Consider the following 24,908-nt stretch of genomic DNA (forward strand, 5'->3'; position numbering starts at 1 on the left):
TTGCAACCGAATCAATCGGGGTGACGATGAGACTGATGGGATGGGCAATCGCCCTGGCGGCAGCCGGACTTACACCAGTAGCGGCAGGCGCCCAGACGCCCGAAGCTGCCCAGCCGCAAGTAACAAGCGCAGCTCCTGCTGCTGCCCCGGCCGCCGCGGCGCCAGCGCCAGCTGCTGCAACGCCGGCCCCGTCGATCGATTATGCCGCGCCGACGCCCGGCATCGGCGTTCCCGACGGCCGCAAGGGCGTGCAGGACCAGGTCACCGCGGTCGGCCAGCAGGCCGCCGATTTCCATAATCACTGGCTGCTGCTGATGTGCGCGGTGATCAGCGTCTTCGTGCTGGCGCTGCTGCTGTGGACGATCTTCCGTTATCGCCGCGGCGCCAATCCGACCCCCTCGCGCACCAGCCATAACACCGCGATCGAGATCGTCTGGACATTGGTCCCCGTGCTCATCCTGGTGGCGATCGCCATTCCGTCGATCCGGCTGATCCGCGCGCAATATAGTCCGCCGCCGGCCGATGTGACCGTCAAGGTCATCGGCAACCAGTGGTACTGGACCTACCAATATCCGGACAATGGCGGTTTCGAGATCGTGTCCAACCAGCTCAAGGAGCAGAAGGACGCGAAGCCCGGCGAACGCTATCGCACCGACGCCGACGGCCCCCCGCTGCTGGCAGTTGACGAGCGGATCGTGATTCCGGCCGGCAAGATCGTGAAGTTCATCGTCACTTCAAACGACGTTATCCACGCCTTCGCCGTCCCGGCCTTCTGGACCAAGATCGACGCCAACCCCGGCCGTCTCAACGAGACCTGGGTGAAGGTCGACCGTCCGGGGGTCTATTTCGGCCAGTGCAGCGAATTGTGCGGCGCGCGCCACGGCTATATGCCGATCGCGGTCGAGGTGGTTCCGGAAGCTACGTTCAACGCCTGGGTCGCATCCAAGGGTGGAACGCCCAAGGGCGCGAAGCCGGCGACGGAAGCCGCAGCCCCGGCGACTGCCGAGGCGGCAGCGGCTCCGGCCGACAATGCCGCGGTCGAGCAGCCCGCGACCAACCAAGCCGCAGTGGCCCAGAATTAATCGATTAGCGGAAACGAGAGACACATGAGCACCATTCCCGCCGACGCGCTTCCGCTGAAAGCCCATGAGGCGCATGACGCCCATCATGACGCGGATCACAAGCCGGGCTTCTTCGCCCGCTGGTTCATGTCGACCAACCACAAGGATATCGGGACGCTGTACCTGATCTTCGCGATCGTCGCGGGGATCATCGGCGGAGCCATTTCGGGCGTGATGCGCGCAGAACTGGCCGAACCTGGAATCCAGATCCTGACCGGTGCATGGCCACTCGGCGCGGGCGCGGGCGCCAGTTTCGACGAGGCGCTGCATCACTGGAACGTGCTGATCACCGCCCACGGCCTGATCATGGTGTTCTTCATGGTGATGCCCGCGATGATCGGCGGATTCGGCAACTGGTTCGTGCCGCTGATGATCGGCGCTCCGGACATGGCCTTCCCGCGCATGAACAACATCAGCTTCTGGCTGCTCGTCCCGGCCTTCATCCTGCTTTTGGGTTCGTCGTTCGTTTCGGGCGGAACCGGGCTTGGCGCAGGTACAGGCTGGACGGTTTATGCGCCGCTATCGACCTCCGGCTCCAGCGGCCCCGCCGTCGACATGGCGATCTTCTCGCTCCATCTGGCCGGCGCCAGCTCGATCCTTGGCGCGATCAATTTCATCACCACCATCTTCAACATGCGCGCACCGGGCATGACCCTGCACAAGATGCCGCTGTTCGTGTGGTCGGTGCTGATCACCGCTTTCCTGCTGCTCCTGGCGCTGCCGGTCCTGGCGGGCGCGATCACCATGCTGCTTACCGATCGCAATTTCGGGACGACCTTCTTCGACGCGTCGGGCGGTGGCGATCCGGTGCTTTACCAGCACCTGTTCTGGTTCTTCGGCCACCCCGAAGTGTACATCATGATCCTGCCGGGCTTCGGCATGGTCAGCCAGGTCATCGCTACCTTCAGCCGCAAGCCGGTGTTCGGCTATCTCGGCATGGCCTACGCCATGGTCGCGATCGGCGTGGTCGGGTTCGTCGTCTGGGCCCACCACATGTTCACCATCGGCATGGACGTGAATACCAAGATGTATTTCACCGCCGCGACGATGATCATCGCGGTTCCCACGGGCGTGAAGATCTTCTCGTGGATTGCGACGATGTGGGGCGGCTCGCTCACCTTCGAGACGCCGATGCTGTGGGCGATCGGCTTCATCTTCCTGTTCACCGTCGGCGGCGTGACCGGCGTCGTGCTCGCCAACGGCGGCGTCGATAATTACATGCACGACACTTATTATGTGGTCGCGCACTTCCACTATGTGCTGAGCCTTGGCGCGGTCTTCGCCATCTTCGCCGGCTGGTATTACTGGTTCGGCAAGATGACGGGCCGGATGTACAATGAGCTGCTGGGCAAGCTGCACTTCTTCATCATGTTCATCGGCGTGAACCTGATCTTCTTCCCGCAGCATTTCCTCGGCCTCGACGGCATGCCGCGGCGTATCCCGGACTACACGCCGGCGTTCGCTTATTGGAACAAGATCTCGACCATCGGCTATATGGTGATGGCGGTCGGCATGGTGATCTTCTTCATCAACATGATCTGGTCGATGCTGGCCGGAAAGAAGGCGCCCGACAATTATTGGGGCGAGGGCGCGACGACGCTTGAGTGGACCCTCAGCAGCCCGCCGCCGTACCACCAGTTCGAAACGCTTCCGAAGATCGACTAGGTTTCGAACGAGGTTGGAAAAACGAAGGCGCCCCGGTTTCGGCCGGGGCGTTTTTCGTTGGTCCTTCTGCGCGTTCGATCAAAACGTCGGGGTGGTGGCTTGGCTCGCTCGGGCGCCGCCGTTGAGGCGTTTTGCAAGCTCCTGCTGCGCCAGGTAATCCTTCATCATCTCGGCCACCTGGTCCTGCGGCCCCAGTCGAATGTAGTAGCTCGCGCCGGGCCAGCTAGCCCAGGCCTGCCCGCGCTCCTGGCTGAAAATGACGCCATCGACAGCAGTTGCCGGCCTGCCACCATTCTGCATCAGCGTCCTCATGGCATGCACCAGGCCGATCATCAGGCATGAAGTTCCAAGGAAGACGACGACACCGAATATATCGGTCGGTGCCTCAATCAATTGGAAGCGCGGCCCGACGAACAAGGCGTCGCCAATCACCGCGGCTGCAAGTGCGACAACCGTGGCATGCCTCCAGCCCAGCAGGACCGCGGAAAGCAGCACGAAAGGACAATATGGCGTAAACCCAACACCGGTAACGTGGCCGTCGACTGCGACGCGGCCAAGGGTCGGCACCGCGATGGCGGCAAGGGTCCAGCCGATTGCCCGGATGCCCGTGATCGGGGGCAACACAAGCCATCTCCTGAGACGGGCGGCAAGTGTCATCGAGTTGCTCCTGCGCACTACATCCCCACTTGTAATAGAATCGTAACAAGCCCGGGCGGTTCCGCCCATCGGGCATTCTCCCGACCCGGGAGCATCCGTTTTTCCAATTGCCGTGGGCGATCGGCTTGCTCAATTGCCGGGCGAAGCCGGCCGCCCCCCAAGTCCTTGTCAGGCTGCCCCTTTCCTCTCTTGGGTCGACCCCTTATAGGCACGCGCGTGACCAGCGTTCCCCTGACCCACAACCAGAGCCTTCCGGCCGATTGGCGCGATCTTTTCGCGCTGACCAAGCCGCGCGTCATGAGCCTGGTCGTGTTCACCGGACTGTGCGGACTGCTGGCGGCGCCCGTCCCGGTCCATCCGGTGCTGGGCTTTGCTGCCGTGCTGTGCATCGCGCTCGGCGCGGGCGCGGCCGGTGCGCTCAACCAATGGTATGAAGCCGACCTCGACGCCAAGATGAAGCGGACCGCCAGTCGGCCGCTTCCCGCCGGCCGGATGACCCGCCAGACCGCACTTCATTTTGGTGTAGGACTGGCCGTCTTCTCGGTCATCCTGATGGATCTCGCCGCCAATCACCTGGCCGCCGCGATCCTGGCCGTGTCGATCCTGTTCTATGTGCTGATCTATACCGTGTGGCTGAAGCGGCGGACCGCCCAGAACATCGTCATCGGCGGAGCAGCGGGGGCCTTCCCGCCGCTGATCGGCTGGGTCGCTGCGACGGGCGACATCAGTGCGCTTCCGGTCCTGCTGTTCGCGATCATCTTCCTTTGGACGCCTCCTCATTTCTGGGCGCTGTCGCTGTTCGTGCGAACCGATTACGCCAATGCGGGCGTACCGATGATGCCGGTCGTCGCCGGAGTCACGAGCACCCGCCGCCAGATCCTGCTCTACACGCTTCCGATGATCGTCGCCGCGATCGCACCGTGGGCAATGGGACTTACCGGATGGGTCTACGGCGCCGCCTCCATCGCGCTCAACACCATCTTCCTGGTTTTGGCCTTTTCGGTTTTTGCCAACAAGCAGACCGAGCCCAAGCAAATGGGTCCCGAGAAGCGCTTGTTCGCCTTCTCCATCCTTTACCTGTTCGGCCTGTTCGCGGCATTGGTCGTCGACCGCTGGGTGATCGCATGAGCCCGCAGCCCGAGGATGAGCTCGGCCCTGGGCCCGGGGAGCTACCCCGGCCCGAAGACGAGCTTATCCGTAAGCGGCAGCGCGAGCGGGCGCGAGTGCTGGCCCTGTTGCTTGGGGCCTTCGTCGTGCTGATGTTCGGGATCACCATCGCCAAGATGACGATCAATCAATGAGCTCGCTGGCCCAGAAGAATCGCAACGTCGGGCTTCGCGCCGCCCTGTTCGGGCTGGCCATGCTTGCGCTCGCCTTCGCGGCGGTGCCGCTTTACCGGGTGTTCTGCCAGGTCACCGGCTTTGGCGGCACGACGATGAAGGCCGAGGCTGCCCCGGGTGCAGTTGCGGGTCAAATCGGCGTCCGCTTCGACGCCAATATCTCCCCGGCTTTGCCGTGGAAGTTCGAGCCCGAGCAGGCGACGGTTCGGATCCACCCCGGTGCGCGCACGACCATCTATTATCACGCGACCAACTACACTGCGCGCAACACGACCGGCCAGGCGGTGTTCAATGTGACTCCCGAGGCGGCTGGCAAATATTTCAGCAAGATCGAATGCTTCTGCTTCACCGAGCAGACGCTCAAGCCCGGCGAGGATGTCCGCATGCCGGTGGTGTTCTACGTCGACCCGAAGCTGCGCGACGACCCGGCCACCAGCCACATCGACGAGATCACCTTAAGCTACACATTTTATCCGGTGGAAAATCCGGAAAGCGGCCGCTAGAGCCGCAAGCGACTACAGGGAACGAGACTCATGGCATCGACGAAGAACCACGATTATCACATCCTTCCGCCCGACCAGTGGCCGCTGATCGGTGCCACATCGGCGCTGTTCTTCTTCGGCGGGACGGTCATGTGGATGCATGACAATCCCTATGGGAAATTCCTTTTCCTGTTGGGCTTGCTCGGCATTTTGACGACGATGTTCAGCTGGTGGGGCAACGTCATCCGCGAGGGCAAGGCAGGCGATCACACGCCGGTCGTCCAGCTTCACCTGCGCTATGGGATGATCCTGTTCATCGCTTCGGAAGTGATGTTCTTCGTCGCATGGTTCTGGGCATTCTTCGCTTCGTCACTTTTCCCGGCCCCGGTCGAGCTAGTCGATGGCGCGGTGCAGCACATCACCGATGCCGCCGCCGCGGCGCAGTGGCCGATGAAGGGCATCGAAGTACTCGACCCGTTCGGCTTCCCGCTGCTCAATACGTTCATCCTGCTCTGCTCCGGAACCACGGTGACCTGGGCCCATCATGCATTGATCCACAACCAGCGCGGCGGCGCGCTGAAGGGCGCCTGGGGCATGCTTGGGGTCGGAGAGAATGACAACCTGAAGAAGGGGCTCTGGCTGACCATTGCGCTCGGCCTGCTGTTCACCTCGATCCAGGCCTATGAATATATTCACGCTCCGTTCGGCTTTAAGGGCAACATCTACGGCGCGACCTTCTTCATGGCGACCGGCTTCCACGGCGCCCATGTCATCATCGGCACCATCTTCCTGACCGTCTGCCTGGTTCGCTCGTACAAGGGCGATTTCACTCCCAAGCACCATTTCGGTTTCGAAGCGGCGGCCTGGTACTGGCACTTCGTCGACGTCGTATGGCTGTTCCTGTTCGTCTCCATCTATGTCTGGGGCGGCTGGGGGGCGCCGACCCACGGCGGATGAGCGAGGCGCCGGCCAGCGGCGCCGCGCCGTCGCTGGCGGCGGCGGCTTTCCGGGGACTTTGCCCGAATTGCGGAGCGAGGACGCTGTTCGCGGGCCTCGCCCGCTTCGCGCCGAAATGCCGCGCCTGCGGTTTGGATTTCGCCAGCTTCAATGTCGGCGACGGGCCGGCGGCTTTCCTGATCCTGATCGTTGGCGCCATCGTGGCGGTTGGGGCCATCCTGCTTGACCAGGCGGTGAGCCCGCCGTGGTGGCTGCATATTATCTGGCTGCCGATCGGCGCGGGGCTGACGATCCTGGGCCTGCGCATCGGCAAGGCCGCGCTGATTTATCAGGAATTCAAGCACCGCGCCCGCGAAGGGAGGCTGGTCGAATGAAGCACAAGCTGCCGATCATTCCGACCATCCTTGTCGCATTGGCGGTCGCGACGATGATCGGGCTCGGCATTTGGCAACTCGAGCGCCGCAACCAGAAGGAGGCATTGCTCGCGCGCTATGCCTCCGCTGCCAACAAACCGCCGATCGGTTGGCCATCGATACCGCCAAAGGAACCGCTGCCGCTGTTTCGCTCGGCCACCGCCAACTGCCTGTCGGTAGCCGGTTTTCGCACGGCTGCGGGCCAAAGCCTACGCGGCGAGCCAGGTTACCTCATTATCGCCGATTGCCGTACCGGCGCCGAGGGACCGGGGGTCGCGATCGAACTTGGCTGGTCGAAGGATCCGAACGCCGGCCGCGCCTTCAGGGGCGGGCTGGTCAGCGGCGTCATCGCGCCGGACCGAATCAGCCGGATGCGGCTGGTTGCCGCGACCGCGGGCCCCGGTCTCGTGCCAAGCGCTCCGCCTTCGCCCGATATCGTTCCCAACAATCATTTCAGCTACGCGATCCAGTGGTTCCTGTTCGCCCTGATCGCAGTGGTGATTTACGCCCTCGCATTGCGTGGCCGATGGCGGAAGGAAGATGCCGGGTCCAATGGCTGAACTGACCCGCCTTGCCAACGGGGTCACTGTTGCCATCGACACGATGCCCAACGCGCAATCGGCGGCGATCGGGCTCCACGCCTTCGTCGGCTCTCGTTCGGAGGCGGCAGGCAAGGGCGGCCTCGCCCATCTGGTCGAGCATATGGTTTTCAAGGGCGCTCGAGGCCGCGATGCCCGCGCGATCGCCGAGGCGATCGAAGACGTCGGCGGCAGCCTGAACGCCTGGACCGCGCGGGACCAGACGGCATTTCATGCACGGACCCTGGCACCGGACGTCGGCCTGGCGCTTGAGCTGATCGCCGACCTGGTTCGCGCCCCGAAGCTGGACGAAGCGGAGCTGGAGCGCGAAAAGCTGGTCATCCTGTCGGAGCTGGGCGAATGCCTCGATGCACCTGACGACCTGATCCACGATCATCTGTTCATCGCGGCGTTCGGCGACCAACCGCTGGCTCGCCCGGTGCTCGGCAGCGAGCCCAGCATCCGCGGCCTGACACGGAGCGATTGCGTGGCCTGGCTGGAAGGGCAATTTCGACCGGAACGGCTGGTGATCAGCGCCGCGGGAAAGGTCGATGCCGGCCACATCCTGTTGCTCGCCGAAGCGCTTTTCGGAGATCTGGAGGCGACGCCGGCGCCGCTGCTCGACTCGGCCAGGTTCTCCGGCGGCATCAAATCGGACCGCCGTGCAGCCGAGCAAACGCACCTCGCGCTGGCATATGAAGGCGTTCCGGCCTCCCATCCCACCGCCCCCGCGCTGTCGCTGTTCGCCCAGGCCGTGGGCGGCGGTATGTCGTCAAGGCTGTTCCAGGAGCTGCGGGAGGAGCGGGGCCTGGCCTATTCGATTTACGCCTGGACCCAAGGATTTGCCGATACCGGCTTGTTCGCGGTCAACCTGTCTGCCGACAAGGCACGCGCCGCCGAGGCCATGGCGCTGGCCCGCGACACGGTTGAGCAGGCGGTTGCGGAGCTTACCGAGGCCGAGCTCAATCGCGCACGCGCGCAGCTTGAAGCGAGTATCCTGATGGCGCTTGAAACGCCGCAGGGGCGGGCCGATTCCATGGCTCGCTCGATCGAGATATTCGGCCGCATCATGACGTCCGACGAAATGCTGGCCGAACTTCGTGCAGTCGATGTCAGCAGTGCTCGCGCGGCCGGAGGCAATTTGCTGAACGGCCCGCGTGCCCTGGCTTCGATCGGCGGCAAGCTCGCGCTGGCCGCATGAGCCTCACCGACCTCAAGACGATTGTCGCCGAACCCTGGGAGGACTGGGGACTGATCGACAGCGGCAGCGGCCAGAAGTGGGAGCGTTATGGCCCTGTCACCGTCGTCCGGCCCGAGCCGCAGGCGATGTGGGCGCCGGAGCTCGGCGAATGGGCCCCCGACGCAACTTTCGTCCCAGGTTCCGATGAGGAAGGCGGCGGGCGCTGGGTCCGCCACCGCGAAGTTCCGCAAAGCTGGCCATTGGCGCGGGGCAACGTCCGATTTCATGCCAGCCTGACGCCATTTCGGCATTTGGGTTTCTTCCCCGACATGGCGCCGCAATGGGACTGGATGGTGGATCGGGCGGATGACGGAGAGGTGATGAACCTGTTTGGCTATACCGGCGTCGGCACCCTGCTCCTGTCCGATGCGGGGGCCAGGCTGGTCCATGTCGACGCTTCCAAGAAATCGGTCGAGGGCGGACGCGCCAATGCAGCGTTGTCGGGAATGGCCGAAAGGCCGATCCGCTGGATCGTCGACGACGCCGCAAAATTCACCGCTCGCGAGGTTCGTCGGGGGCGGCGCTACGATGGCATATTGCTCGATCCCCCCAAGTTCGGCCGGGGGCCGGAGGGAGAGGTATGGCGGCTTGAGGAGCATCTTGCTCCGCTGCTCGCCGACTGCCGCAAGCTGCTCGACGCCGACAGCCAGTTCCTGGTGCTGACCGTTTATGCGGTGCGCATGTCGGCGCTGAGCATCGGCGAGCTGCTGAGACAGCTGACCGCCGACCTTGGTGGCAGAGTCGAATGCGGAGAGATGGCGGTGCGCGAGGAAGCGCGCGGGCTGCTGCTTCCAACGGCAATCTTCGCCCGCTGGTCGAAAGACTAGCTTCTCGCCGCCCTGATCGCAGCGCCCGCCACGAAGGGCGCCCCTGCTATGGTCAGCAGCGCAACCGCCGCTTCGAGCTTCAGTGCCGAGCTTTCTCCGTCGCCGGTCGCCGCCGCGCCGAAAATGATGAGCGGGACCGCGAGCGGCATCATCAACAGCCCCGCCAGCGCCCCCGCCCGCGGAAGACCGGCGGTCAGTGCCGCCACCGCCACCGCCAGGGCGGATAAGGCGGGAGTGCCGATGGCGAGCGAAACGAGGCTACGGACCAGCGCCGGGCCATCCAGCCCGACCAGGAAGCTACCGGGAACCGCGGCGATCAGCAGCAATGGCCCGAACGTCAGCCAGTGGCCGACGATCTTCGCTCCGCCGACCGCTTCCTCGGCGGTGCCGGTCAACGCCAGCTGGTCAAGCACTCCGTCGGCCCGGTCGGGCTCGACCAGTCGCTCGACCGGCAGCAGCGCCGCGGTCAGCGCCGCTATCCATAGCGCCCCGCCGCCGATCTGGCCAAGCAGCCGCGCGTCCGGTCCAACCGCGAAGGGGACGATCGTCGCGACCAAGAGGAAAAAGGCGACGGGCAACCAGGCCGCACCATGCAAGCCGCGACGAACCTCACGCCGGATCAGCGCGCCCGTCACTGCCCGAGCTCCAGCGTCAGCCAATTGCCACTGAGCGGGAGATGGCTTGCGGCCACGACCGCTCCACCCGCCTCTCGATGCCTTGCGATGGCCGCGTCGAGCCGACCGGCTCCATCGCGATCGAGGCCGTTCAGGGGCTCGTCGAGCAGCCAAAGAGGGGCGTCGGCGGCCATGGCCCGAGCGAGCCGTGCTCGTTTGGCCTGGCCCGTGGAAAGCAGTCGAACGGGGACGTCAGCCAGGTCGTCAAGGTGGAATGCCGTCATTGCATCGATGAGGCGAGACCCCTTCCAGAAGGCCAGGGCCTGCCGCAGCGGCAGTTCGCGGTCCAATGCCAGTCCCTCATCGGCAAGCGCTGCCCCGGCCCGCTCGATCCGACCAGCCGTCGGACGAAGCAAACCCGCGACCAGCCGGATCAGGCTCGACTTGCCGCTGCCATTGCGACCGGTGACATGGAGCGCGTCTCCATGGCCAAGTTCGAGATCGAGACTCTCGAACAGCAGTCGACCACCTCGGACCAGCGCCAGCCCGTCGCCCTTCAGCAGCGGCGTCACTCCTGTTCCTCCAGCGCGTGCATATCGGCATCGCTCAGGCCGAAATGATGGCCGACTTCGTGGATCAGGATGTGGCGGACGAGATGCTCGAACGGCTCGCCTTCCTCGGTCCATTCGACAAGGATCGCCTGGCGGAACAGGCGAATCCGATCGGGCAACGTCCCCGATGTCTCGACGCTCCGAAGCCCGATGGGAATGCCTTCATAGACTCCGGTGAGGTCGAGCGGATGGTCGATCCCCAACTCCCCAAGCAGCGCCTCCTCCGCATATTCGTCGATCTGCAGCACGACGTCCGCAAGATGGCTGGAGAAGGGCTCGGGCAGCCGGGACAGGGCATCGCGCGCGATCGCCTCAATCTCCTCGGCCGAAGGGGGGTGGTCGAAGCGCCGCGCCATTCGATCGCCATAGAGGCGTGCGGGCCCGCGCGGCAAGCTTGCCCCTGGCGAGAAGCGCCTCTACATGCCCCCAATTCCAGGCGCATTTTGGTTGCGCTCCCGATTCATGCGCGATGCCTTGCATCGCCGATCGGGATGCGGTGCGGAGCGGTGGCCGAGTGGTCGAAGGCGCTCGCCTGGAAAGTGAGTATACGGCAAAACCGTATCGAGGGTTCGAATCCCTCCCGCTCCGCCAACTTCAAGCTTCCCGATATTTACCATCGGTAAGTGGGCGCTTCCAACGGCAGGGTTCGGCCCATTGCGAACATTGGCGCAAAGGTTAGACCTTACGGCCATGGATCCTCTATACGTACTGCTCCACAGCCTTCCCGAGACCGGTAGGGTGAAGGTTATCGGTATCTATTCTTCAAGGACCCTGGCGGAGGCAGCCGAGATGCGATCCCGGCTGCTGCCCGGATTCGCCGAGGAACCGGAAGGTTTCACCATCGAGCAATATGAAGTCGATATCGACCATTGGCCGCGCGGGTTTGTCCGCCTTTGAGGTGCGCCCGGAGCTTACTGAGCAGGGCAATCAGTCGGCAACAAGCCCGGCATTCCTGAATATAGCGACTGCCTCCGCGACAAGTTCGTTCGAGGGAGGAGTTGTTGCGGCAAGCTTGTAATCAAGGCCAAGCCGCTCCCACTTGTAACGGCCCATTTGATGGAATGGCAGAATTTCGGCCTTTTCCACTACCCCGAGAGATGCCGCGAATTTCGCGACGCGGTCCATTTCTTCCGGTACGTCGGTCAATCCCGGGACGAGCACGTAACGAAACCACATCGGTCGTTTCAGGTGCGCGAGGCGTTCGCAGAACTCGATGACCGGCGCGTTATCCATTCCGGTCACGCGCTTGTGCTGGACAGGATCGAATGCCTTCATATCGAGAATGACGAGGTCAATATATGCCAGTTCGTCGTCCGTAAGCTTGTCGCCATAGTAGCCGTTGGTTTCGATGGCCGTATGAATTCCCATTTCCTTGGCGGCCGCGAACAGCCTTACTGCAAAGCGGGATTGCATCAGGGGTTCGCCACCCGACAAAGTGAAGCCGCCGTGCATCGCTTTCAGCCCCGGGGCATATTTGCGAAGCTCCTCCTTGGCCTTTTCGATCGGCACCGGAATGCCGTTGGAAAGCGTCCAGGTGTCGGGGTTGTGGCAATATTGGCAGCGAAACATGCAGGACGTCGTCCAGGCGACCAGCCTGATGCCTGGTCCATCCACCGCGGATCCTGTCGTGAACGAGTGCAAGAAACCAATTTCGCCGCTTTTCAATGCCGAGCGGACGTCGGTTTCAGGGACGTCCTTGCCAAGGTCGACCCGCATCTCGAACGGGCTTGCGGCCTCCAGTGGCGTTTGCCCTACGGTTTCAGTGACGCTCATGTCAGGCTCCGTGGAAGGTGCGGTTGATCACGTCCATCTGCTGTTCGCGGGTGAGCCGGACGAAGTTCACCGCATAGCCCGACACTCGGATGGTGAGGCTTGGGTATTTTTCCGGATGATCCATCGCGTCCAGCAGCGTATCACGGTTCAGGACATTGATGTTCATATGGTATCCGGTCGAGCCGAAGAAGCCGTCGAGAATGGACGTCAGGTTGGTGATCCGATCATTTGCCGTACGGCCAAGACCTGTCGGCACTAGGGTCGTCGTCAGCGAAATTCCGTCGGCGGCATCTCGATAGGGTATTTTGGCGACCGAAGCCGCCGAGGCATGGATTCCGTGGCTGTCGCGCCCATGCATCGGGTTGGCGCCGGGTGCGAACGGCTCGCCCTGCCGCCGGCCGTCAGGAGTATTCCCGGTCGCCTTACCGTAGACGACGTTCGAGGTAATGGTCAGCACCGACTGCGTATGCCGGGCGTGCCGATAGGTAGGATATTTGCGTAGCTTGCCCATGAAGGTCGAAACCAGCCAGCGGGCGAGATGGTCGACCCGATTGTCATTGTTTCCGAACGTCGGGAATTCGCCCTCGGTCTCATAGTCGGTGATGAGACCTGATTCGTCGCGCTTCACCTTCACCTTCGCATATTTGATCGCCGAAAGGCTGTCGGCGACCACGGACATTCCGGCGATACCGAAGGCCATCGTCCTCAAGGGCGCATAGTCGTGCAGCGCCATTTCGATCCGTTCGTAGGCGTATTTGTCGTGCATGTAATGAATGGCGTTCATTGCGCTGACGTAGACGCCGGCAAGCCAATCCATTGTGGTTTCGAACCGTTCGAGGACGTCGTCGAAGTCGAGATAGTCGCCCTGGACGGGTTCGGTAGCCGGCGCGACCTGCTTTCCGGACATTTCATCGCGACCGCCGTTGATCGCATAGAGCATGCACTTGGCAAGGTTGGCGCGGGCACCGAAGAACTGCATCTGCTTGCCCATGGCCATCGGCGAAACGCAGCAGGCGATGGCCCCGTCGTCACCCCATACGAGACGCATGATCTCGTCGCTTTCGAACTGGATCGAACTGGTGTCGATCGCGACCTTCGAAGAAAAACGCCGGAAGGGTTCGGGTAGCCGCGGAGAATACCAGATGGTCAGATTTGGCTCGGGCGCCGGACCAAGGTTGTAGAGCGTTTGCAGGAAGCGGAAGCTGGACTTGGTGACCAGCGGCCGCCCGTCGTCTCCCACGCCGCCGATGGATTCAGTGACCCAGGTGGGATCCCCCGCGAACAGCGCGTCATATTCCGGAGCGCGAAGAAAGCGAACGATCCTGAGCTTGATGACGAAATCATCGATCATCTCCTGAGCCTGCTCTTCGGTGATGAGTCCGGCATCCAGGTCGCGCTCGAAATAAATGTCGAGGAAGGTCGAGACGCGACCCAGCGACATGGCCGCGCCATTTTGCTCCTTCACGCCGGCAAGATAGCCGAAATAGAGCCATTGCACTGCTTCCTTGGCGGTCCTGGCAGGTCCGGAAATGTCGAAGCCATATTTGGCGGCCATTTCCTTCAATTCGCCCAGCGAGCGGATTTGCTCGCTCAGTTCTTCCCGGTCACGGATGATGTCGTCGGTTGACCATTCGTGGTCGAGCGCGTCCTTCTCCTCTTTCTTTCGCTCGATCAGCCGGTCGACCCCGTAAAGGGCGACGCGGCGGTAGTCGCCGATGATCCTTCCGCGTCCATAGGAATCCGGTAGCCCGGTAAGGACGTGAGAACTGCGGCAGCGGCGAACTTCGGCGGTATAGGCGTCGAAGACGCCATCATTGTGGGTCTTGCGATATTTGGTGAACGCTTCAACCACCTGTGCGTCGGGCTTGTAACCGAACGCCTCGAGCGCCGATGTGACCATCCTGAGCCCGCCATTGGGCATGATCGCGCGCTTCAGCGGCGCATCGGTCTGAAGCCCGACGATGACCTCATTCTTCTTGTCGATATAGCCCGCGTCGTGCGCCGTTATCGAACTCGGTATCTGCGAGACGTCGAGGATGCCCTTCTTGCGTTCCTCAACGAACATGTCGGTCAGCTTCTTCCAGATGCCGAGCGTCCGCTTGGTCGGTCCGGCCAGGAACTTTTCGTCTTCGTAATAGGGTTTGTAATTTTCCTGAATGAAGTCGCGGACATCGATCTCTTTGTTCCAAAGCCCCGGAGCGAAATCGGTCCACGGATCGCTCTGGCCGTTGGCTTTCGGCCGGTCGAGAGTGGTTGTTGCCATTTTATCCTCCAAGGATCGCTAAATTGGGGCCGCTTCGGGCTCTTTGGCCGGTTTTATCGAGGACCGGGCGGCGGGCCCGGTTTCGCGCAGGATCAGGGTCAGGACGATGGCCAGCGCGACGCCGTAAAGCAGCGGCGTGAAAGTCGCCTGGTAATGGGCAATGCCGCGCTCGCCGCCTTCGCTCGCTTTCATAAGCGAGGCGGCGAAAATCGGACCGCAAAGCGCCGTCAATGAGAAGTTGAGGAAGTTGATAACGCCGGTCGCCGTGCCACTATGTTCCGGTCGATTGGCTTCCTTGATCACCGTGTACGGGATCATCGCCGCGCCGGACGCGATGCCGGCCAACAAGGCCAGGCTATAGGGCGGGAACAGGCCGGGCGGGGCGAACAGGATGAGCGCGAGGGAGCCAAGCAGGATTAAGCTAGCGCCGATGATGACCGGCTTGCGGCGGCCGATGCGATCGGTCAGCCAGCCGAGCAAGGGGCAGCCGATGATCCAGCCGAACGGCACGGCGGCCGAGCGCAAAACGGCAACGGAATAGGGAAGGTCGTGCGCTTCCTGCAGGTAGCGCACACCCCAGACCATATCGAAGATGGTGGTCGGGATGAACAGCAGGCCTGCTACCAATCCGCACAAAATCGACTGCGGATTGATGAACACTGTGCCCATGGCCCGGAACGCGGGGCCTAGGCCGGCGCGTTGCGGCGCATTTCCGACCGGCGCTTCCCGCTTCGGGATGAGCAGGAAGAGAAGCGCGGCAATGGGAATGCCGATAAGGCCCATGACCAGCCAAAACTGGTCCCACCTGACGCCGGATGAGATGAGCGGACCGACGACGAACTGTCCGGCCGAGCCGCCGGCCATCCCGAACATCTGGGTCAGGCCGACCAGGAGCGCGGCGCGCGATGCGGGCATGAAGGTAGTCACGAGGTAGATCGCGCCGATCAACGCGAACACGCCGCCCGCACCCTGGATGAACCGGCCGACGCTGCCCAAGGTGGGATCGCCGGTCGAAAACAGGATCGCACCGATGGCAACGGAGGCCGCGCCGAGCGGCACCACTTTGCGCGGGCCAAGTTGGTCCATGGCCACGCCCGCCACCAGGCTGAACGGCGCATAGCCATAGTAAAACAGGCCGACGAGCGAAGCGACGCCGGCGGCGCTCAATCCGAACGCCGTCGATAGCTCCGGCACCATGACCGCCGGGGCCGAGCGCATCGAATATTGGTAGAAATAGAAAATGGCGGTCAGGAGCCAGGCGGCAGCAACTGCCGCCGTTACTACTGACCGCTGCTTCGGCCCGCTCACTGATCGTCAACAGAGCGTCAGGGACACGGCAAGGCCGCCTTCCGACGTCTCCTTGTACTTGGAATTCATCTCTTTGGCTGTAATCGCCAAGGCTTGCACGGTGGAGTCGAAGTCGACACGCCGATTGGCCGGGATCTCATCCTTGGCGATGAGAAAGCCAGTCCAAGACTTGACGGCCCCAAACGCGCAGCGCTCGATGCAAGGAATCTGGACGAATCCGGCAACGGGATCGCAGGTCATCCCGAGATGATGCTCAAGCGCGCCCTCCGCCCCGTTTGCAGCGATCTGCGGAGCTGCGTCGAGCGCCTGTGCGATCATCGCCGCGCCCATCGCCGAGGCAACGCCGATCTCTGCCTGGCAGCCCCCCTCGGCCGCCGCGAGGGTCGCGTGGTGCTTGCACAGATAGCCGACGACAGCTGCGGCAAGCAGGCCTTCGCGCAGTTTCTGGTCGGAAACCTTCGCGCCGGCCGCGTCGAGGGAAAAGAGAACCGCGGGCATCACTCCCGCCGAACCGCCGGTGGGCGCAGTGATGACCAGATGGCCGCGCGCATTTTCCTCGGAACCCGCGAGCGCGGCCGCGGACACGATACCGATGGCTTTCCGGGCAGGTAGCTGCTCAGCCATGGCGCTCCGGTAGACATCCCCTGCCTTTGTCTTGAGCTTGATGGGCCCAGGCAAGGTCGACGTCGGCGCCGCGAGGCCCGTCTTTACCGTGGCGCGCATTGCGCCGATGATCTTGTCGAGAAAGGCGTTGATCTCTGCCTCGCTGCGGCCAGAAATCGACGTCTCGTTGGCCATGGCGAGCTGGGCGATCGAAATATTGTCACGCTTCGTGAAAGCGATGACTTCCGCCATGGATTGATACGGATATTTGGGCGGATTTTTCTTTGGCGGCGTATAGCCCTTCCACTCGATGAAGCCGCCGCCGACGGAATAATATTCCTGTTCCAGCAACACTTTGTCGCCAGCCATAAGCATGCAGGTCATGGTGTTGGCGTGCGGGAAGTCGCCCTTGGTTGCATCATAGATGATGTCGGCCAGGGACGAATTGATTGTTTTGGTTCCCAGCTTGACGGGGTAGGTCTTGTTCGGCTCGGCCTGCATCTTGTCGAGAACGGCAACCGGATCGATCGTCGCAGGCTCATATCCGATTAGGCCAGCCAGCGCTGCCCGCTCCGTGCCGTGGCCTTTGCCCGTGGCACTGAGGCTACCGTATAGATGAACCTTGAGCGCCGTGGCCTGGTCGAGCTGCGCCTGAGGCAATTTGATCGCCCGCTGGTAGAAGTCGTAGGTGATCCGCATCGGGCCGATCGTGTGGGACGACGACGGTCCCGGACCGACCTTGTAGAACTCGTCGACGAGGGTCATCACCGGGCCCTTGGATTGCTTCACCACGTTCAAGTTCGGATCGAGCTTGACCGGCTGAGCATTGGCCGGCGCCTGGGCGAACAGCGGATTGACCTGGCCGCCAAGCAGACCGATCGCCGTTGCCATGGCGCTGCGCACCATGAAGGTTCGGCGGTCTGAGCCGGGCTGGGGTTCGGTGAAATCAAGCGCCGGAATGGCGGAGTGGGTGCTCGTGGGATCGTTCATGTCCATCGTTCCATTCCTCTTTTAGAGCGCACGACATTTTTGGCCGAGCCGCAGTCCGCCGATCGGATCAGGTGAACTGACTGATCTTCGGACCGCTTCTTCACAATAAGGTGAAATCCCTATGCTATTGGCTCCCAAGTCTAATTTGGGGCGCTGGCAACATCCGATTGCGCCGGTCTGGCCTTGTCGGTCCCTGCCAATCCAAGCACCTCGGCTGTGTGCCGGGCGACCATGCTTTCCTCGTCCGTCCGGATTACCCAGACCGGCAAGCTGCCCTCATCGATACTGATCAGTCCCTCACCCATCTGATTGCGCATTTCGTCGAGTTCCACGCCGAGCCAGCTGCAACCCCTTGCGACGGCCGACCTGGTGGCGGCATCGCGCTCTCCAATGCCGCCGGTGAACACCAGCGCGTCGATCCCGCTCATTGCCGCAACCAGCGAACCGATTTCACGCACGATGCGATAGACAAACAAGTCGATTGCCTGCGCCGCCGAGGAATCATTGGAGGCTCTCAATGAGCGCATGTCCGAAGAGATTCCGGAGACGCCGAGCAGCCCCGATCGCTTATAGATCAGGTCTTCAATGTCTCGCGGGCCCATCCCGCGCTCGTCCATCAAATAGATCAGCACGCCGGGATCGATGTTCCCGCAGCGGGTGCCCATCATCAGGCCGTCGACCGCGGTGAATCCCATCGTTGTGGCCATGCTGCGGCCCGCCCGCATGGCACACATGCTCGCACCATTGCCGAGATGCGCGATCAATACGCGCGCATCCCCTAGTCCAGGGGCAAGCTCGCGCAGGCGCTGCGACACAAATTCATAGGATAAGCCATGGAAGCCATAGCGCCGGACGCCCGATTGCGTGATTTCGCGAGGTAGCGCGAAAAGCTGGGCAAGCTCCGGCTGGTTGCGGTGGAACGCCGTGTCAAAACAGGCGACCTGGGGCATGTGCGGCGCCGCTTCGGCTATGGCCTCAATCGCTGCAAGGTTATGCGGTTGATGCAGCGGAGCCAGCGGGCAAAGTGCGCGCAGCTTGCCGATGATCTCATCGTCAATCCGTATTGGCGCTGCAAAGTCGGTGCCGCCATGTACGACGCGATGGCCCACGGCCGCGACGGGAGTTCCGCGCAACAGTTGAATGGCCTGTTCGAAAATTACGCTCGTAGCTTTGCGGTGGTCAAATCCCTCTGCCGGCCACTGCTCGTCCGCGACTGCGTTTCCACCCAGATCGGATATGCTCAGATGCGGGGCGCTGCCGATGCGCTCTACCTGGCCCCTGAACGCGGCCGGCTGGTTCGCGCCTGCCGTATAAAGGGCGAACTTGATGCTCGACGATCCCGCATTGATGACTGCAATGGGCTCTGCCATCGTCGATCCTTCTATTGGATTGCCGCGGTCGGACTTTCGCGCCGCGCCGCGGCGACAAGCAGTGCGATCGCGCAGGAGGCGAGCCGGGTCAGCAATGCATCGGCCCTGCTGGTGAGGATGATCGGAACCCGCGCGCCAAGCACGATCCCGGCAGCATCCGCTCCGGCGAGGAACGAAAGGCTTTTCGCAAGCATATTGCCCGCTTCGAGATCGGGCACGACGAGCACGTTGGCACGGCCTGCAACGGGCGAGACGATTTTCTTGATGGCGGCGGCTTCTGGGCTGATTGCGTTATCCAGAGCTAACGGCCCATCGAGGACTGCCCCTACAATTTGGCCGCGATCGGCCATTTTGCAGAGCGCCGCGGCCTCCAACGTGGATAGTACCTTCGGATTGACGGTCTCCATGGCGCTGAGAATCGCAACACGGACATCCGTCACGCCGAGAGCATGCGCGAGGTCGATCGCATTTTGAACGATGTGGACCTTATCTTCCAGCGTGGGCGCGATGTTCACCGCGGCATCGGTGATGATCAGCGCATCCTCATGATCCGGGACGTCCATGATGAAGCAGTGGCTAATCCGCCGGGCGGTCCGAAGCCCGGTTTCTCGCGCCACGACCGCCGCCATCAGCTCGTCAGTGTGAAGGCTGCCTTTCATTAAGGCTTCGGCGCGCCCCGCCCGAACGAGCGCGACGGCTTTGGCCGCGGAGTCGTTGCTGTGAGCTGCATCGACGATTTCGAATTCGCCAATATCGAAGCCTGCTGCCGCTTCCCGGATCCGGGCTTCGGGGCCGACCAGGATCGGCACGATGAGCTTGAGGCGCGATGCCTCTACAGCACTTTCAATTGCGACCTTATCGCATGGGTGCACGATGGCGGTTGGAGCAGGTGGAAGGCGCTGGGCCCGTTCAACAAGGCGCCGGAATTTCACATGATCTTGGCGGCTGTGATCAATCGGCGCATCCGACATCGTCAATTCCTTGCTTTCCAAGGGGAAAATCCTTCGCTGATGCACCCGAGCAAGGTTGGGTCAGTCCCAGATATCCTTGCTCGAGAAGTTGAACTTGAAGCTGGTTTGCAGCCGGAGGTCGGTGCCCTTGTCGCCGTCGTTGTCGGTTCGCCTGCCCCACAAAAGTTCGATGCCGGTCATGATGCGGTCGGCCGGAGTCCACAGCAGGTTGCCGGAGGCATATTCGCCTTTATGGAAGGCGGACGGGTCCTGGAAATTGGTGTTGTCCACCTTGGTGAAGCTGTAGCCCAGTGCCGAACTGAGCTGCTTGCTCCACTGAAGATCGACATAGGCGGTGATGCCTAGCAGTTTGACCGCCTCGGCCTTCGGCACGAGCGTGATGGTTCCGGGGCCCGGGACCACCGAAATCGATGGCGCCAGGTCCATGCCGCCATCGTTCATGTAGGTGGCGATGCCCCTGCCGTAGACAGCGCCAAGCCGGAAAGTTGCCAGCGAGGCGTTGAGGCTGGTGCCCAGGTTGACACCCCATCCGGTCTGGCTGCCCTTGGGATCGTTATCGGGCGTGTCGACAGTGTCGTAGCCGACCTTGCGCAGGATGCCTGAAAGCTGGACGTGGCCCCATTTGCCCGCATAGCGAACCTGGGCGGTCAGGTCGGGCAGCTCTTCGTTGCTGCGAATGTTCGATGCCAGTTCTTCGTCGATCAGGCGGAGGTTGCCGGAATCGATGTCGTGAGTGGCATGTTCAAGCGCGACCGCCGCTTTCCATCCATTCCGATCGAGGAACGTAAAGCGGATTTGGGGCGTGCGCAGAAACACCATTCCGGTCGGGCCCCAATAGTCGATCACGTTCGGGAACAGGTCGCCGTCCATGAACACGCTGTTGGTCTGGCCAACGAGGATCGGGCCCCAGCTGGCATAGACGTGTCGAAAGCGGATCGTGGTCTGCCCGGCGTCGTCGCCTGTACCGTACAGGTCGAATTCGATCTTTGCCTCATAGGGCTTGCCGGAGATCATGCCGCTGGACTTGGCGCCAAGCCGCGACTGGCGGACGCTGAAGATTGTCTGGCCATTGCTCCCAAACTCGCCGCTCGTCGTCGGCACACGTGATGGCCGGAGCGTCGCGGCCCAGTCGGGATTGACCCGGTCGAAGTCCTGGATCGCGTCGAGCTGGACGAAGCCGTAGAGTTCGAGATTATTGTCGCCGAGAAGCTTGTGATGCTCCGGCGCTTCAGGGGTATATTGTACCTGTGTCGAGCGCGCCTCTAGGGCCTGGACCCGTTCGCGTAGCGCCTGAACTTCTTGCAGCAATTGAACCTGCTGCTCTGGTGTCAGCCCTGCAGCGGGAGCCTGGGCCGCGCTGCTCGCTGCTGCGGCAGATGTCGTTGTCGCCGACCCCGGCGTCGTCGTTGAAGGCGGGGATGAATCGTCGCTGGCGGCCCAGGCGGGCGATGCGATCAGCAATGCGGACGTCACCAGCAGTCGCTTGTACATGATCGCCCCCTTCGGTTTTTGGGTAGGCTACGCCACGCAATCCGGGGGGATGAGGCTATCGGGCTCGGCCCTAATGGTAACTCCGGCAAACACCTGACTACCGCTAGGGGAATCCCTGATTTCCTGCTGACTTGAGGAGTTACTCTTAGGTAGCATGCTTTCTTGTTCGAGCTCGCGGCCCCGAAATATACGTATATCCCCGAGGATTCCTGACTCCCGCTTCGCTATTTCCCCAACTCGGCCGCAAGATTTCAAAATGATCGCGTCCCCTGTAGGGCGCAGATTGAAATGAGATCTTGCCAATGAGCGTCGAAAATATTGCTGTGATCGGACTGGGCTATGTCGGACTTCCGCTTGCGGTCGCGCTTTCCAAGAAGGCGGATGTCGTCGGTTTCGATATCGATGCCAAGCGTGTCGCGGAGCTTGAACGCGGGCTCGATAATACCAACGAAGTTCCGCCGTCCGAGCTGCAGCGCAACTCTCTCAAAATCACGGCAGATTCTGCCATGCTTGCCAACCGGACCATCTATATCGTCACGGTTCCAACCCCGATCGATGAGGCCAACCGGCCTGATTTCACGGCGATGCTCAAGGCCTGCGAGCTGGTCGGCGGGGTACTGACACCGGGCGCCGTCGTCGTCTTTGAAAGCACCGTCTACCCGGGAGTCACCGAGGATATTTGCGGCCCAGCCCTGGAAAAGGCATCCGGCCTGAGGTGCGGAACCGACTTCACCCTGGGGTACAGTCCGGAACGGATCAATCCTGGCGATAAGCAGCATTCGCTAGACAAAATCATCAAGGTGGTTGCGGGGCAGGATGCAAAGACCCTCGACCGCCTGTCGGAGCTGTATGGCGAAGTCACCGAAGCCGGCATTCACAAGGCCCCGTCGATCAAGGTCGCCGAGACGGCCAAGGTGCTGGAAAACACGCAGCGAGACGTGAACATCGCGCTGATGAACGAAGTGTCGAAGATCTGCGACCTGGTCGGCATCCGTTCAAGCGACGTGCTGGCGGCGGCAGGGACCAAGTGGAACTTCCTAAAATTCCAGCCGGGCCTCGTCGGCGGCCACTGCATCGGTGTCGACCCCTATTATCTGACGGCGAAGGCGCAGGAGCTCGGCTATCATCCAGAAGTCATCTTGTCGGGACGACGGGTTAACGACAGCATGGGGCCTTACGTTGCACAGCGGCTGATCAAGCTTCTGTCGCGCCATGACCAACCCCTCAAAAATCTTCGCGTCGGAATTCTCGGCTTCACCTTCAAGGAAAATGTGCCGGACATCCGCAATTCGAAGGTCGTCGACATTTATGCCGAACTGGCATCATTCGGCCTGAAGCCGCTGGTCCATGATCCGATGGCCGATCCCAAGGATGTGAAGAGGGAATATGGCATCCAACTGTCGCCGATGGAGGAGCTTCGGGAACTTCACGCGCTGATCCTGGCCGTCCCCCACTCGGCCTATGACATGCTTGATGGCGGTTCGGTCAGCGGGATGCTGGCCCTCAACGGCATTTTCGTGGACGTGAAATCGCGCCTGCGGCCCGAGGCGATGCGTGAGGACATCCTTTATTGGAGCCTTTGACCGAATGCGATGACGGTCGTCCGCCGTTCAGGCGATCCGGCGCATCAATTCATCGAGATTGATCGGCTTGCGAATGACCGGCACGCTTTCACGCGCATCTGCGACCGCGCCCTCGTCGGCATAGCCGGTCATCAGGAGGGCATGAATCGACGGCCGCTGCAGCACCGCCGAGCGGATTGTGTCGAGTCCATTCATGCCCGGCATTGCGAAGTCGGTGAGCAACACGTCATAGCCGCCATTGGCCTTGAGCCGCTCGATCGCAGAGCTGCCATCGCAGACTTCGTCGACGCGGAACCCCATTTCGCGCAACTGCTCGCCAAGCACTGTCCGTACCGCGTCGTCGTCATCGACCAGAAGCACGGTCCTTAATGTAGAATCGAGCCTGGGCTCGGCTGTACGCGGTTCCTCTGCAGCGGGAGCAGGCAGTGGCGTTGAAGGCAGGAACAGCTCAATCGTCGCTCCTTCGCCTGGCTTGCTGCCTATGCGCAGCCGCCCGCCCGATTGCTGAACGAATCCGGTCACCATCGACAGTCCAAGCCCGGTCCCCTTGCCGGCTTCCTTGGTCGTGAAGAAGGGCTCGGTAATGCGGTTGACGATGTCGCTGGGAATTCCCTCGCCCTGGTCCCTGACGCTGATGCGGACGTAGTCGCCGGACGGAAGATCGGGCGGAATGGTATCGTCGTTCGGATCCACGCCTTCAATTGCGACCTCAACCCGGCCCCCTCGGGGCATGGCATCGCGGGCATTGAGGATGAGGTTGACCAGAGCGAGTTCAAGCTGGGACCTATCGACAAACAGGTTCTGCACATTGCCCGAGCAGTGCCAGTCAATGGCGACGGTGCCGCCAAGCGTATGTTCGACCAGGCCCGCAACCGACTTGCAGAGCGAGCTGGCATCTATGCTGGCTGGCGCCAAGTCCTGCTTGCGGGCGAAGGCCATCATTCGGCGGACAAGTTCGGCCCCCTGTTCCGCGGCATGGCGCATTTGCTTGACGACCAACTGCTCGCGTTCCTCGAGCGACAGGCGACGCTCAAGGAAATGGAGTCCGCCCAGGACCGCCGACAAGAGATTGTTGAAATCGTGCGCGATTCCGCCGGTAAGCTGTCCTATCGCATCCATCTTCTGCGCCTGGACCAGTTGGCTCTCCAGCAGGCGCTGTTCGGTTACATCGGTCAGGGTGCCGGCGAACTCGGTATTGCCGTCGTCGCCATCCTTCACAAGCACCGACTGGTCGAGGAAATGCTTGTAGCTGCCATCGGCGCACTGCCAGCGATATTCGATCGAAAAGCGACCGGTCGACTGGCGCTCCCGGAGCGCGGCGAGGACCCTTTCGCGATCATCGGGATGAAGGCGTCGTTCCCAAACATAAGGATCGGTCCTAACGTCATCCAAGGTGAAGCCGGTCATCGCCGCCATATCGCCGCTGATGAAATCCGGCCGCCGAGGGTGCGCAGATTGTGGCTCCATGTAGAGCAACATGGGCAGCGACTGGATGATCGCCGCTTCACGCTCGCGCGTGGCCTGCAGTTCGCGCGCAATCTGCAAGCGGTCCAGTTGCGCCTGATAATTTGCGTCGCGGAGTTTCTGTTCGGCGCGGCTGGTCTCTTCGACCTGCAACCGCATGTTGTAGAGATCGACGAACACCCCGACCTTGGACTTCAAGATCATCGGGTCGACCGGCTTGAACACATAGTCGACCGCACCCATCGCATAGCCGCGCATCAGGTGTTCGGTTTCCTTGTTGACCGCGGACAGGAAGATGATCGGTATCCGCGCAGTCTGTTCGCGTTCCCGGATCAGGCTGGCGGTTTCGTAACCATCAAGCTCGGGCATGAAGACGTCGAGCAGGATGACCGCGAAATCGCCCTTTAGCAGGTGGCGAAGCGCCTCCCGGCCCGACGTCGCGGTGACCACTTGCGCCAGGTCCTTGAGCACTTCCGTCAGCGCCATGAGGTTACGCTCATCGTCGTCGACGAGGAGGATGCGCGCCTTGGGCAGCCGGCGGCGTGCCGGCCTGTCAGGCTGCAACAGAATAGAGTCCACACCCATTG

The 24,908-nt window shown here is 62.2% G+C and carries 24 protein-coding genes and 1 tRNA gene; 13 read left to right on the forward strand and 12 right to left on the reverse strand.

Translation table 11 applies throughout. The features are described from left to right. Positions 1–26: 26 nt before the first annotated feature. Both coxB and ctaD read left to right on the forward strand, forming a co-directional pair. Positions 27–1,082, forward strand: coding sequence for a cytochrome c oxidase subunit II (gene coxB / locus LVY65_RS08630; protein ID WP_235067638.1), 1,056 nt, complete (start codon positions 27–29; stop codon positions 1,080–1,082). A gap of 24 nt (positions 1,083–1,106) precedes the next feature. Further along, entirely contained in the window at positions 1,107–2,786 is a 1,680-nt protein-coding gene (gene ctaD, locus LVY65_RS08635) for a cytochrome c oxidase subunit I (RefSeq protein WP_235067640.1), read from the forward strand. Positions 2,787–2,864: 78 nt separating this feature from the next. Here the strand turns inward: ctaD and LVY65_RS08640 are convergent, their stop codons facing one another. Beyond that, entirely contained in the window at positions 2,865–3,443 is a 579-nt protein-coding gene (locus LVY65_RS08640; RefSeq protein ID WP_235067641.1) for a DUF4118 domain-containing protein, read from the reverse strand. A gap of 216 nt (positions 3,444–3,659) precedes the next feature. On the opposite strand from LVY65_RS08640, the gene LVY65_RS08645 reads away from it, so the two are divergent. From LVY65_RS08645 to LVY65_RS08680, 8 genes are read left to right on the forward strand one after another with little or no spacing between them, the layout of a single operon-like run. Further along, positions 3,660–4,571: a heme o synthase gene (locus tag LVY65_RS08645; protein WP_235067642.1), complete on the forward strand. Its 912-nt coding sequence runs from the start codon at positions 3,660–3,662 to the stop codon at positions 4,569–4,571. Further along, positions 4,568–4,744 carry a hypothetical protein gene (locus tag LVY65_RS08650; protein WP_235067997.1) on the forward strand — a complete coding sequence of 59 codons (177 nt, stop codon included), beginning with the start codon at positions 4,568–4,570 and terminating at the stop codon, positions 4,742–4,744. Before LVY65_RS08645 ends, LVY65_RS08650 begins: the two co-directional genes overlap by 4 nt. Then, complete coding sequence (locus LVY65_RS08655) at positions 4,741–5,286, forward strand: cytochrome c oxidase assembly protein (RefSeq protein WP_235067643.1); 546 nt, start codon at positions 4,741–4,743, stop codon at positions 5,284–5,286. Before LVY65_RS08650 ends, LVY65_RS08655 begins: the two co-directional genes overlap by 4 nt. A gap of 30 nt (positions 5,287–5,316) precedes the next feature. Further along, complete coding sequence (locus LVY65_RS08660) at positions 5,317–6,222, forward strand: cytochrome c oxidase subunit 3 (RefSeq protein ID WP_235067644.1); 906 nt, start codon at positions 5,317–5,319, stop codon at positions 6,220–6,222. Beyond that, positions 6,219–6,596, forward strand: a complete 378-nt coding sequence (locus tag LVY65_RS08665) for a DUF983 domain-containing protein (RefSeq protein ID WP_235067645.1) — start codon at positions 6,219–6,221, stop codon at positions 6,594–6,596. Before LVY65_RS08660 ends, LVY65_RS08665 begins: the two co-directional genes overlap by 4 nt. Then, a complete protein-coding gene (locus LVY65_RS08670; protein WP_235067646.1) occupies positions 6,593–7,195 on the forward strand; it encodes an SURF1 family protein in 603 nt (200 codons plus the stop codon). Before LVY65_RS08665 ends, LVY65_RS08670 begins: the two co-directional genes overlap by 4 nt. Beyond that, a complete protein-coding gene (locus LVY65_RS08675; protein ID WP_235067647.1) occupies positions 7,188–8,414 on the forward strand; it encodes a M16 family metallopeptidase in 1,227 nt (408 codons plus the stop codon). Before LVY65_RS08670 ends, LVY65_RS08675 begins: the two co-directional genes overlap by 8 nt. Then, on the forward strand, positions 8,411–9,280 hold the full coding sequence (locus LVY65_RS08680; RefSeq protein WP_235067648.1) for a class I SAM-dependent methyltransferase: 870 nt from the start codon (positions 8,411–8,413) through the stop codon (positions 9,278–9,280). The genes LVY65_RS08675 and LVY65_RS08680 overlap by 4 nt, the downstream gene beginning before the upstream one ends. Here the strand turns inward: LVY65_RS08680 and LVY65_RS08685 are convergent. Genes LVY65_RS08685 through LVY65_RS08695 form a run of 3 tightly spaced genes read right to left on the reverse strand, consistent with a single transcriptional unit; the run spans position 9,277 to position 10,861 of the window. Beyond that, the gene (locus LVY65_RS08685) at positions 9,277–9,915 is read right to left on the reverse strand and encodes a heme exporter protein CcmB (RefSeq protein ID WP_235067650.1); all 639 of its coding nucleotides are present in this window, start codon (positions 9,913–9,915) and stop codon (positions 9,277–9,279) included. The genes LVY65_RS08680 and LVY65_RS08685 overlap by 4 nt on opposite strands. After that, a complete protein-coding gene (locus tag LVY65_RS08690) occupies positions 9,912–10,466 on the reverse strand; it encodes an ABC transporter ATP-binding protein (RefSeq protein WP_235067651.1) in 555 nt (184 codons plus the stop codon). The genes LVY65_RS08685 and LVY65_RS08690 overlap by 4 nt, the downstream gene beginning before the upstream one ends. Next, positions 10,463–10,861, reverse strand: a complete 399-nt coding sequence (locus tag LVY65_RS08695; RefSeq protein ID WP_235067652.1) for a metallopeptidase family protein — start codon at positions 10,859–10,861, stop codon at positions 10,463–10,465. Before LVY65_RS08695 ends, LVY65_RS08690 begins: the two co-directional genes overlap by 4 nt. A 144-nt stretch (positions 10,862–11,005) precedes the next feature. Here LVY65_RS08695 and LVY65_RS08700 point away from each other — a divergent pair. Both LVY65_RS08700 and LVY65_RS08705 read left to right on the forward strand, forming a co-directional pair. Next, a tRNA-Ser gene (locus tag LVY65_RS08700) sits at positions 11,006–11,096 on the forward strand. A 99-nt stretch (positions 11,097–11,195) separates the two neighbouring features. Further along, entirely contained in the window at positions 11,196–11,402 is a 207-nt protein-coding gene (locus tag LVY65_RS08705; RefSeq protein ID WP_235067653.1) for a DUF7336 domain-containing protein, read from the forward strand. A 30-nt stretch (positions 11,403–11,432) separates the two neighbouring features. Here the strand turns inward: LVY65_RS08705 and pflA are convergent, their stop codons facing one another. The 7 genes from pflA to LVY65_RS08740 all read right to left on the reverse strand — a co-directional run bounded on the left by pflA (position 11,433) and on the right by LVY65_RS08740 (position 21,274). Beyond that, complete coding sequence (gene pflA / locus LVY65_RS08710; protein WP_235067654.1) at positions 11,433–12,278, reverse strand: pyruvate formate-lyase-activating protein; 846 nt, start codon at positions 12,276–12,278, stop codon at positions 11,433–11,435. Between the two features lies 1 nt (position 12,279). Further along, entirely contained in the window at positions 12,280–14,541 is a 2,262-nt protein-coding gene (gene pflB, locus LVY65_RS08715; RefSeq protein WP_235067655.1) for a formate C-acetyltransferase, read from the reverse strand. Positions 14,542–14,559: 18 nt separating this feature from the next. Next, positions 14,560–15,849, reverse strand: a complete 1,290-nt coding sequence (locus LVY65_RS08720; RefSeq protein ID WP_235067656.1) for an MFS transporter — start codon at positions 15,847–15,849, stop codon at positions 14,560–14,562. Between the two features lie 6 nt (positions 15,850–15,855). Continuing rightward, positions 15,856–17,442: an L-serine ammonia-lyase gene (locus LVY65_RS08725; protein ID WP_235067657.1), complete on the reverse strand. Its 1,587-nt coding sequence runs from the start codon at positions 17,440–17,442 to the stop codon at positions 15,856–15,858. 140 nt (positions 17,443–17,582) lie between these two features. Next, positions 17,583–18,812 carry an acetate/propionate family kinase gene (locus LVY65_RS08730; RefSeq protein ID WP_235067658.1) on the reverse strand — a complete coding sequence of 410 codons (1,230 nt, stop codon included), beginning with the start codon at positions 18,810–18,812 and terminating at the stop codon, positions 17,583–17,585. A gap of 11 nt (positions 18,813–18,823) precedes the next feature. Further along, complete coding sequence (locus LVY65_RS08735) at positions 18,824–19,828, reverse strand: phosphate acetyltransferase (protein ID WP_408021982.1); 1,005 nt, start codon at positions 19,826–19,828, stop codon at positions 18,824–18,826. A 15-nt stretch (positions 19,829–19,843) separates the two neighbouring features. Then, complete coding sequence (locus LVY65_RS08740) at positions 19,844–21,274, reverse strand: DcaP family trimeric outer membrane transporter (RefSeq protein WP_235067659.1); 1,431 nt, start codon at positions 21,272–21,274, stop codon at positions 19,844–19,846. A gap of 302 nt (positions 21,275–21,576) precedes the next feature. On the opposite strand from LVY65_RS08740, the gene LVY65_RS08745 reads away from it, so the two are divergent. Further along, positions 21,577–22,857 carry a nucleotide sugar dehydrogenase gene (locus tag LVY65_RS08745; RefSeq protein WP_235067660.1) on the forward strand — a complete coding sequence of 427 codons (1,281 nt, stop codon included), beginning with the start codon at positions 21,577–21,579 and terminating at the stop codon, positions 22,855–22,857. A 27-nt stretch (positions 22,858–22,884) separates the two neighbouring features. Here the strand turns inward: LVY65_RS08745 and LVY65_RS08750 are convergent, their stop codons facing one another. Then, complete coding sequence (locus tag LVY65_RS08750) at positions 22,885–24,906, reverse strand: response regulator (protein WP_235067661.1); 2,022 nt, start codon at positions 24,904–24,906, stop codon at positions 22,885–22,887. Positions 24,907–24,908: the final 2 nt, after the last annotated feature.

The organism is Sphingomonas cremea (assembly GCF_021502585.1).
GTDB classification, from domain to species: domain Bacteria; phylum Pseudomonadota; class Alphaproteobacteria; order Sphingomonadales; family Sphingomonadaceae; genus Sphingomicrobium; species Sphingomicrobium cremea.

Excerpts from the sequence above, each read along its gene's own strand:
- coxB (WP_235067638.1), top strand. The coding sequence starts at position 27 with ATGAGACTGATGGGATGGGCAATCGCCCTGGCGGCAGCCGGACTTACA.
- ctaD (WP_235067640.1), top strand. The coding sequence starts at position 1,107 with ATGAGCACCATTCCCGCCGACGCGCTTCCGCTGAAAGCCCATGAGGCG.
- LVY65_RS08640 (WP_235067641.1), bottom strand. The coding sequence starts at position 3,443 with ATGACACTTGCCGCCCGTCTCAGGAGATGGCTTGTGTTGCCCCCGATC.
- LVY65_RS08650 (WP_235067997.1), top strand. The coding sequence starts at position 4,568 with ATGAGCCCGCAGCCCGAGGATGAGCTCGGCCCTGGGCCCGGGGAGCTA.
- LVY65_RS08655 (WP_235067643.1), top strand. The coding sequence starts at position 4,741 with ATGAGCTCGCTGGCCCAGAAGAATCGCAACGTCGGGCTTCGCGCCGCC.
- LVY65_RS08660 (WP_235067644.1), top strand. The coding sequence starts at position 5,317 with ATGGCATCGACGAAGAACCACGATTATCACATCCTTCCGCCCGACCAG.
- LVY65_RS08665 (WP_235067645.1), top strand. The coding sequence starts at position 6,219 with ATGAGCGAGGCGCCGGCCAGCGGCGCCGCGCCGTCGCTGGCGGCGGCG.
- LVY65_RS08670 (WP_235067646.1), top strand. The coding sequence starts at position 6,593 with ATGAAGCACAAGCTGCCGATCATTCCGACCATCCTTGTCGCATTGGCG.
- LVY65_RS08675 (WP_235067647.1), top strand. The coding sequence starts at position 7,188 with ATGGCTGAACTGACCCGCCTTGCCAACGGGGTCACTGTTGCCATCGAC.
- LVY65_RS08680 (WP_235067648.1), top strand. The coding sequence starts at position 8,411 with ATGAGCCTCACCGACCTCAAGACGATTGTCGCCGAACCCTGGGAGGAC.
- LVY65_RS08695 (WP_235067652.1), bottom strand. The coding sequence starts at position 10,861 with ATGGCGCGGCGCTTCGACCACCCCCCTTCGGCCGAGGAGATTGAGGCG.
- LVY65_RS08705 (WP_235067653.1), top strand. The coding sequence starts at position 11,196 with ATGGATCCTCTATACGTACTGCTCCACAGCCTTCCCGAGACCGGTAGG.
- pflA (WP_235067654.1), bottom strand. The coding sequence starts at position 12,278 with ATGAGCGTCACTGAAACCGTAGGGCAAACGCCACTGGAGGCCGCAAGC.
- pflB (WP_235067655.1), bottom strand. The coding sequence starts at position 14,541 with ATGGCAACAACCACTCTCGACCGGCCGAAAGCCAACGGCCAGAGCGAT.
- LVY65_RS08725 (WP_235067657.1), bottom strand. The coding sequence starts at position 17,442 with ATGAACGATCCCACGAGCACCCACTCCGCCATTCCGGCGCTTGATTTC.
- LVY65_RS08730 (WP_235067658.1), bottom strand. The coding sequence starts at position 18,812 with ATGGCAGAGCCCATTGCAGTCATCAATGCGGGATCGTCGAGCATCAAG.
- LVY65_RS08740 (WP_235067659.1), bottom strand. The coding sequence starts at position 21,274 with ATGTACAAGCGACTGCTGGTGACGTCCGCATTGCTGATCGCATCGCCC.
- LVY65_RS08745 (WP_235067660.1), top strand. The coding sequence starts at position 21,577 with ATGAGCGTCGAAAATATTGCTGTGATCGGACTGGGCTATGTCGGACTT.
- LVY65_RS08750 (WP_235067661.1), bottom strand. The coding sequence starts at position 24,906 with ATGGGTGTGGACTCTATTCTGTTGCAGCCTGACAGGCCGGCACGCCGC.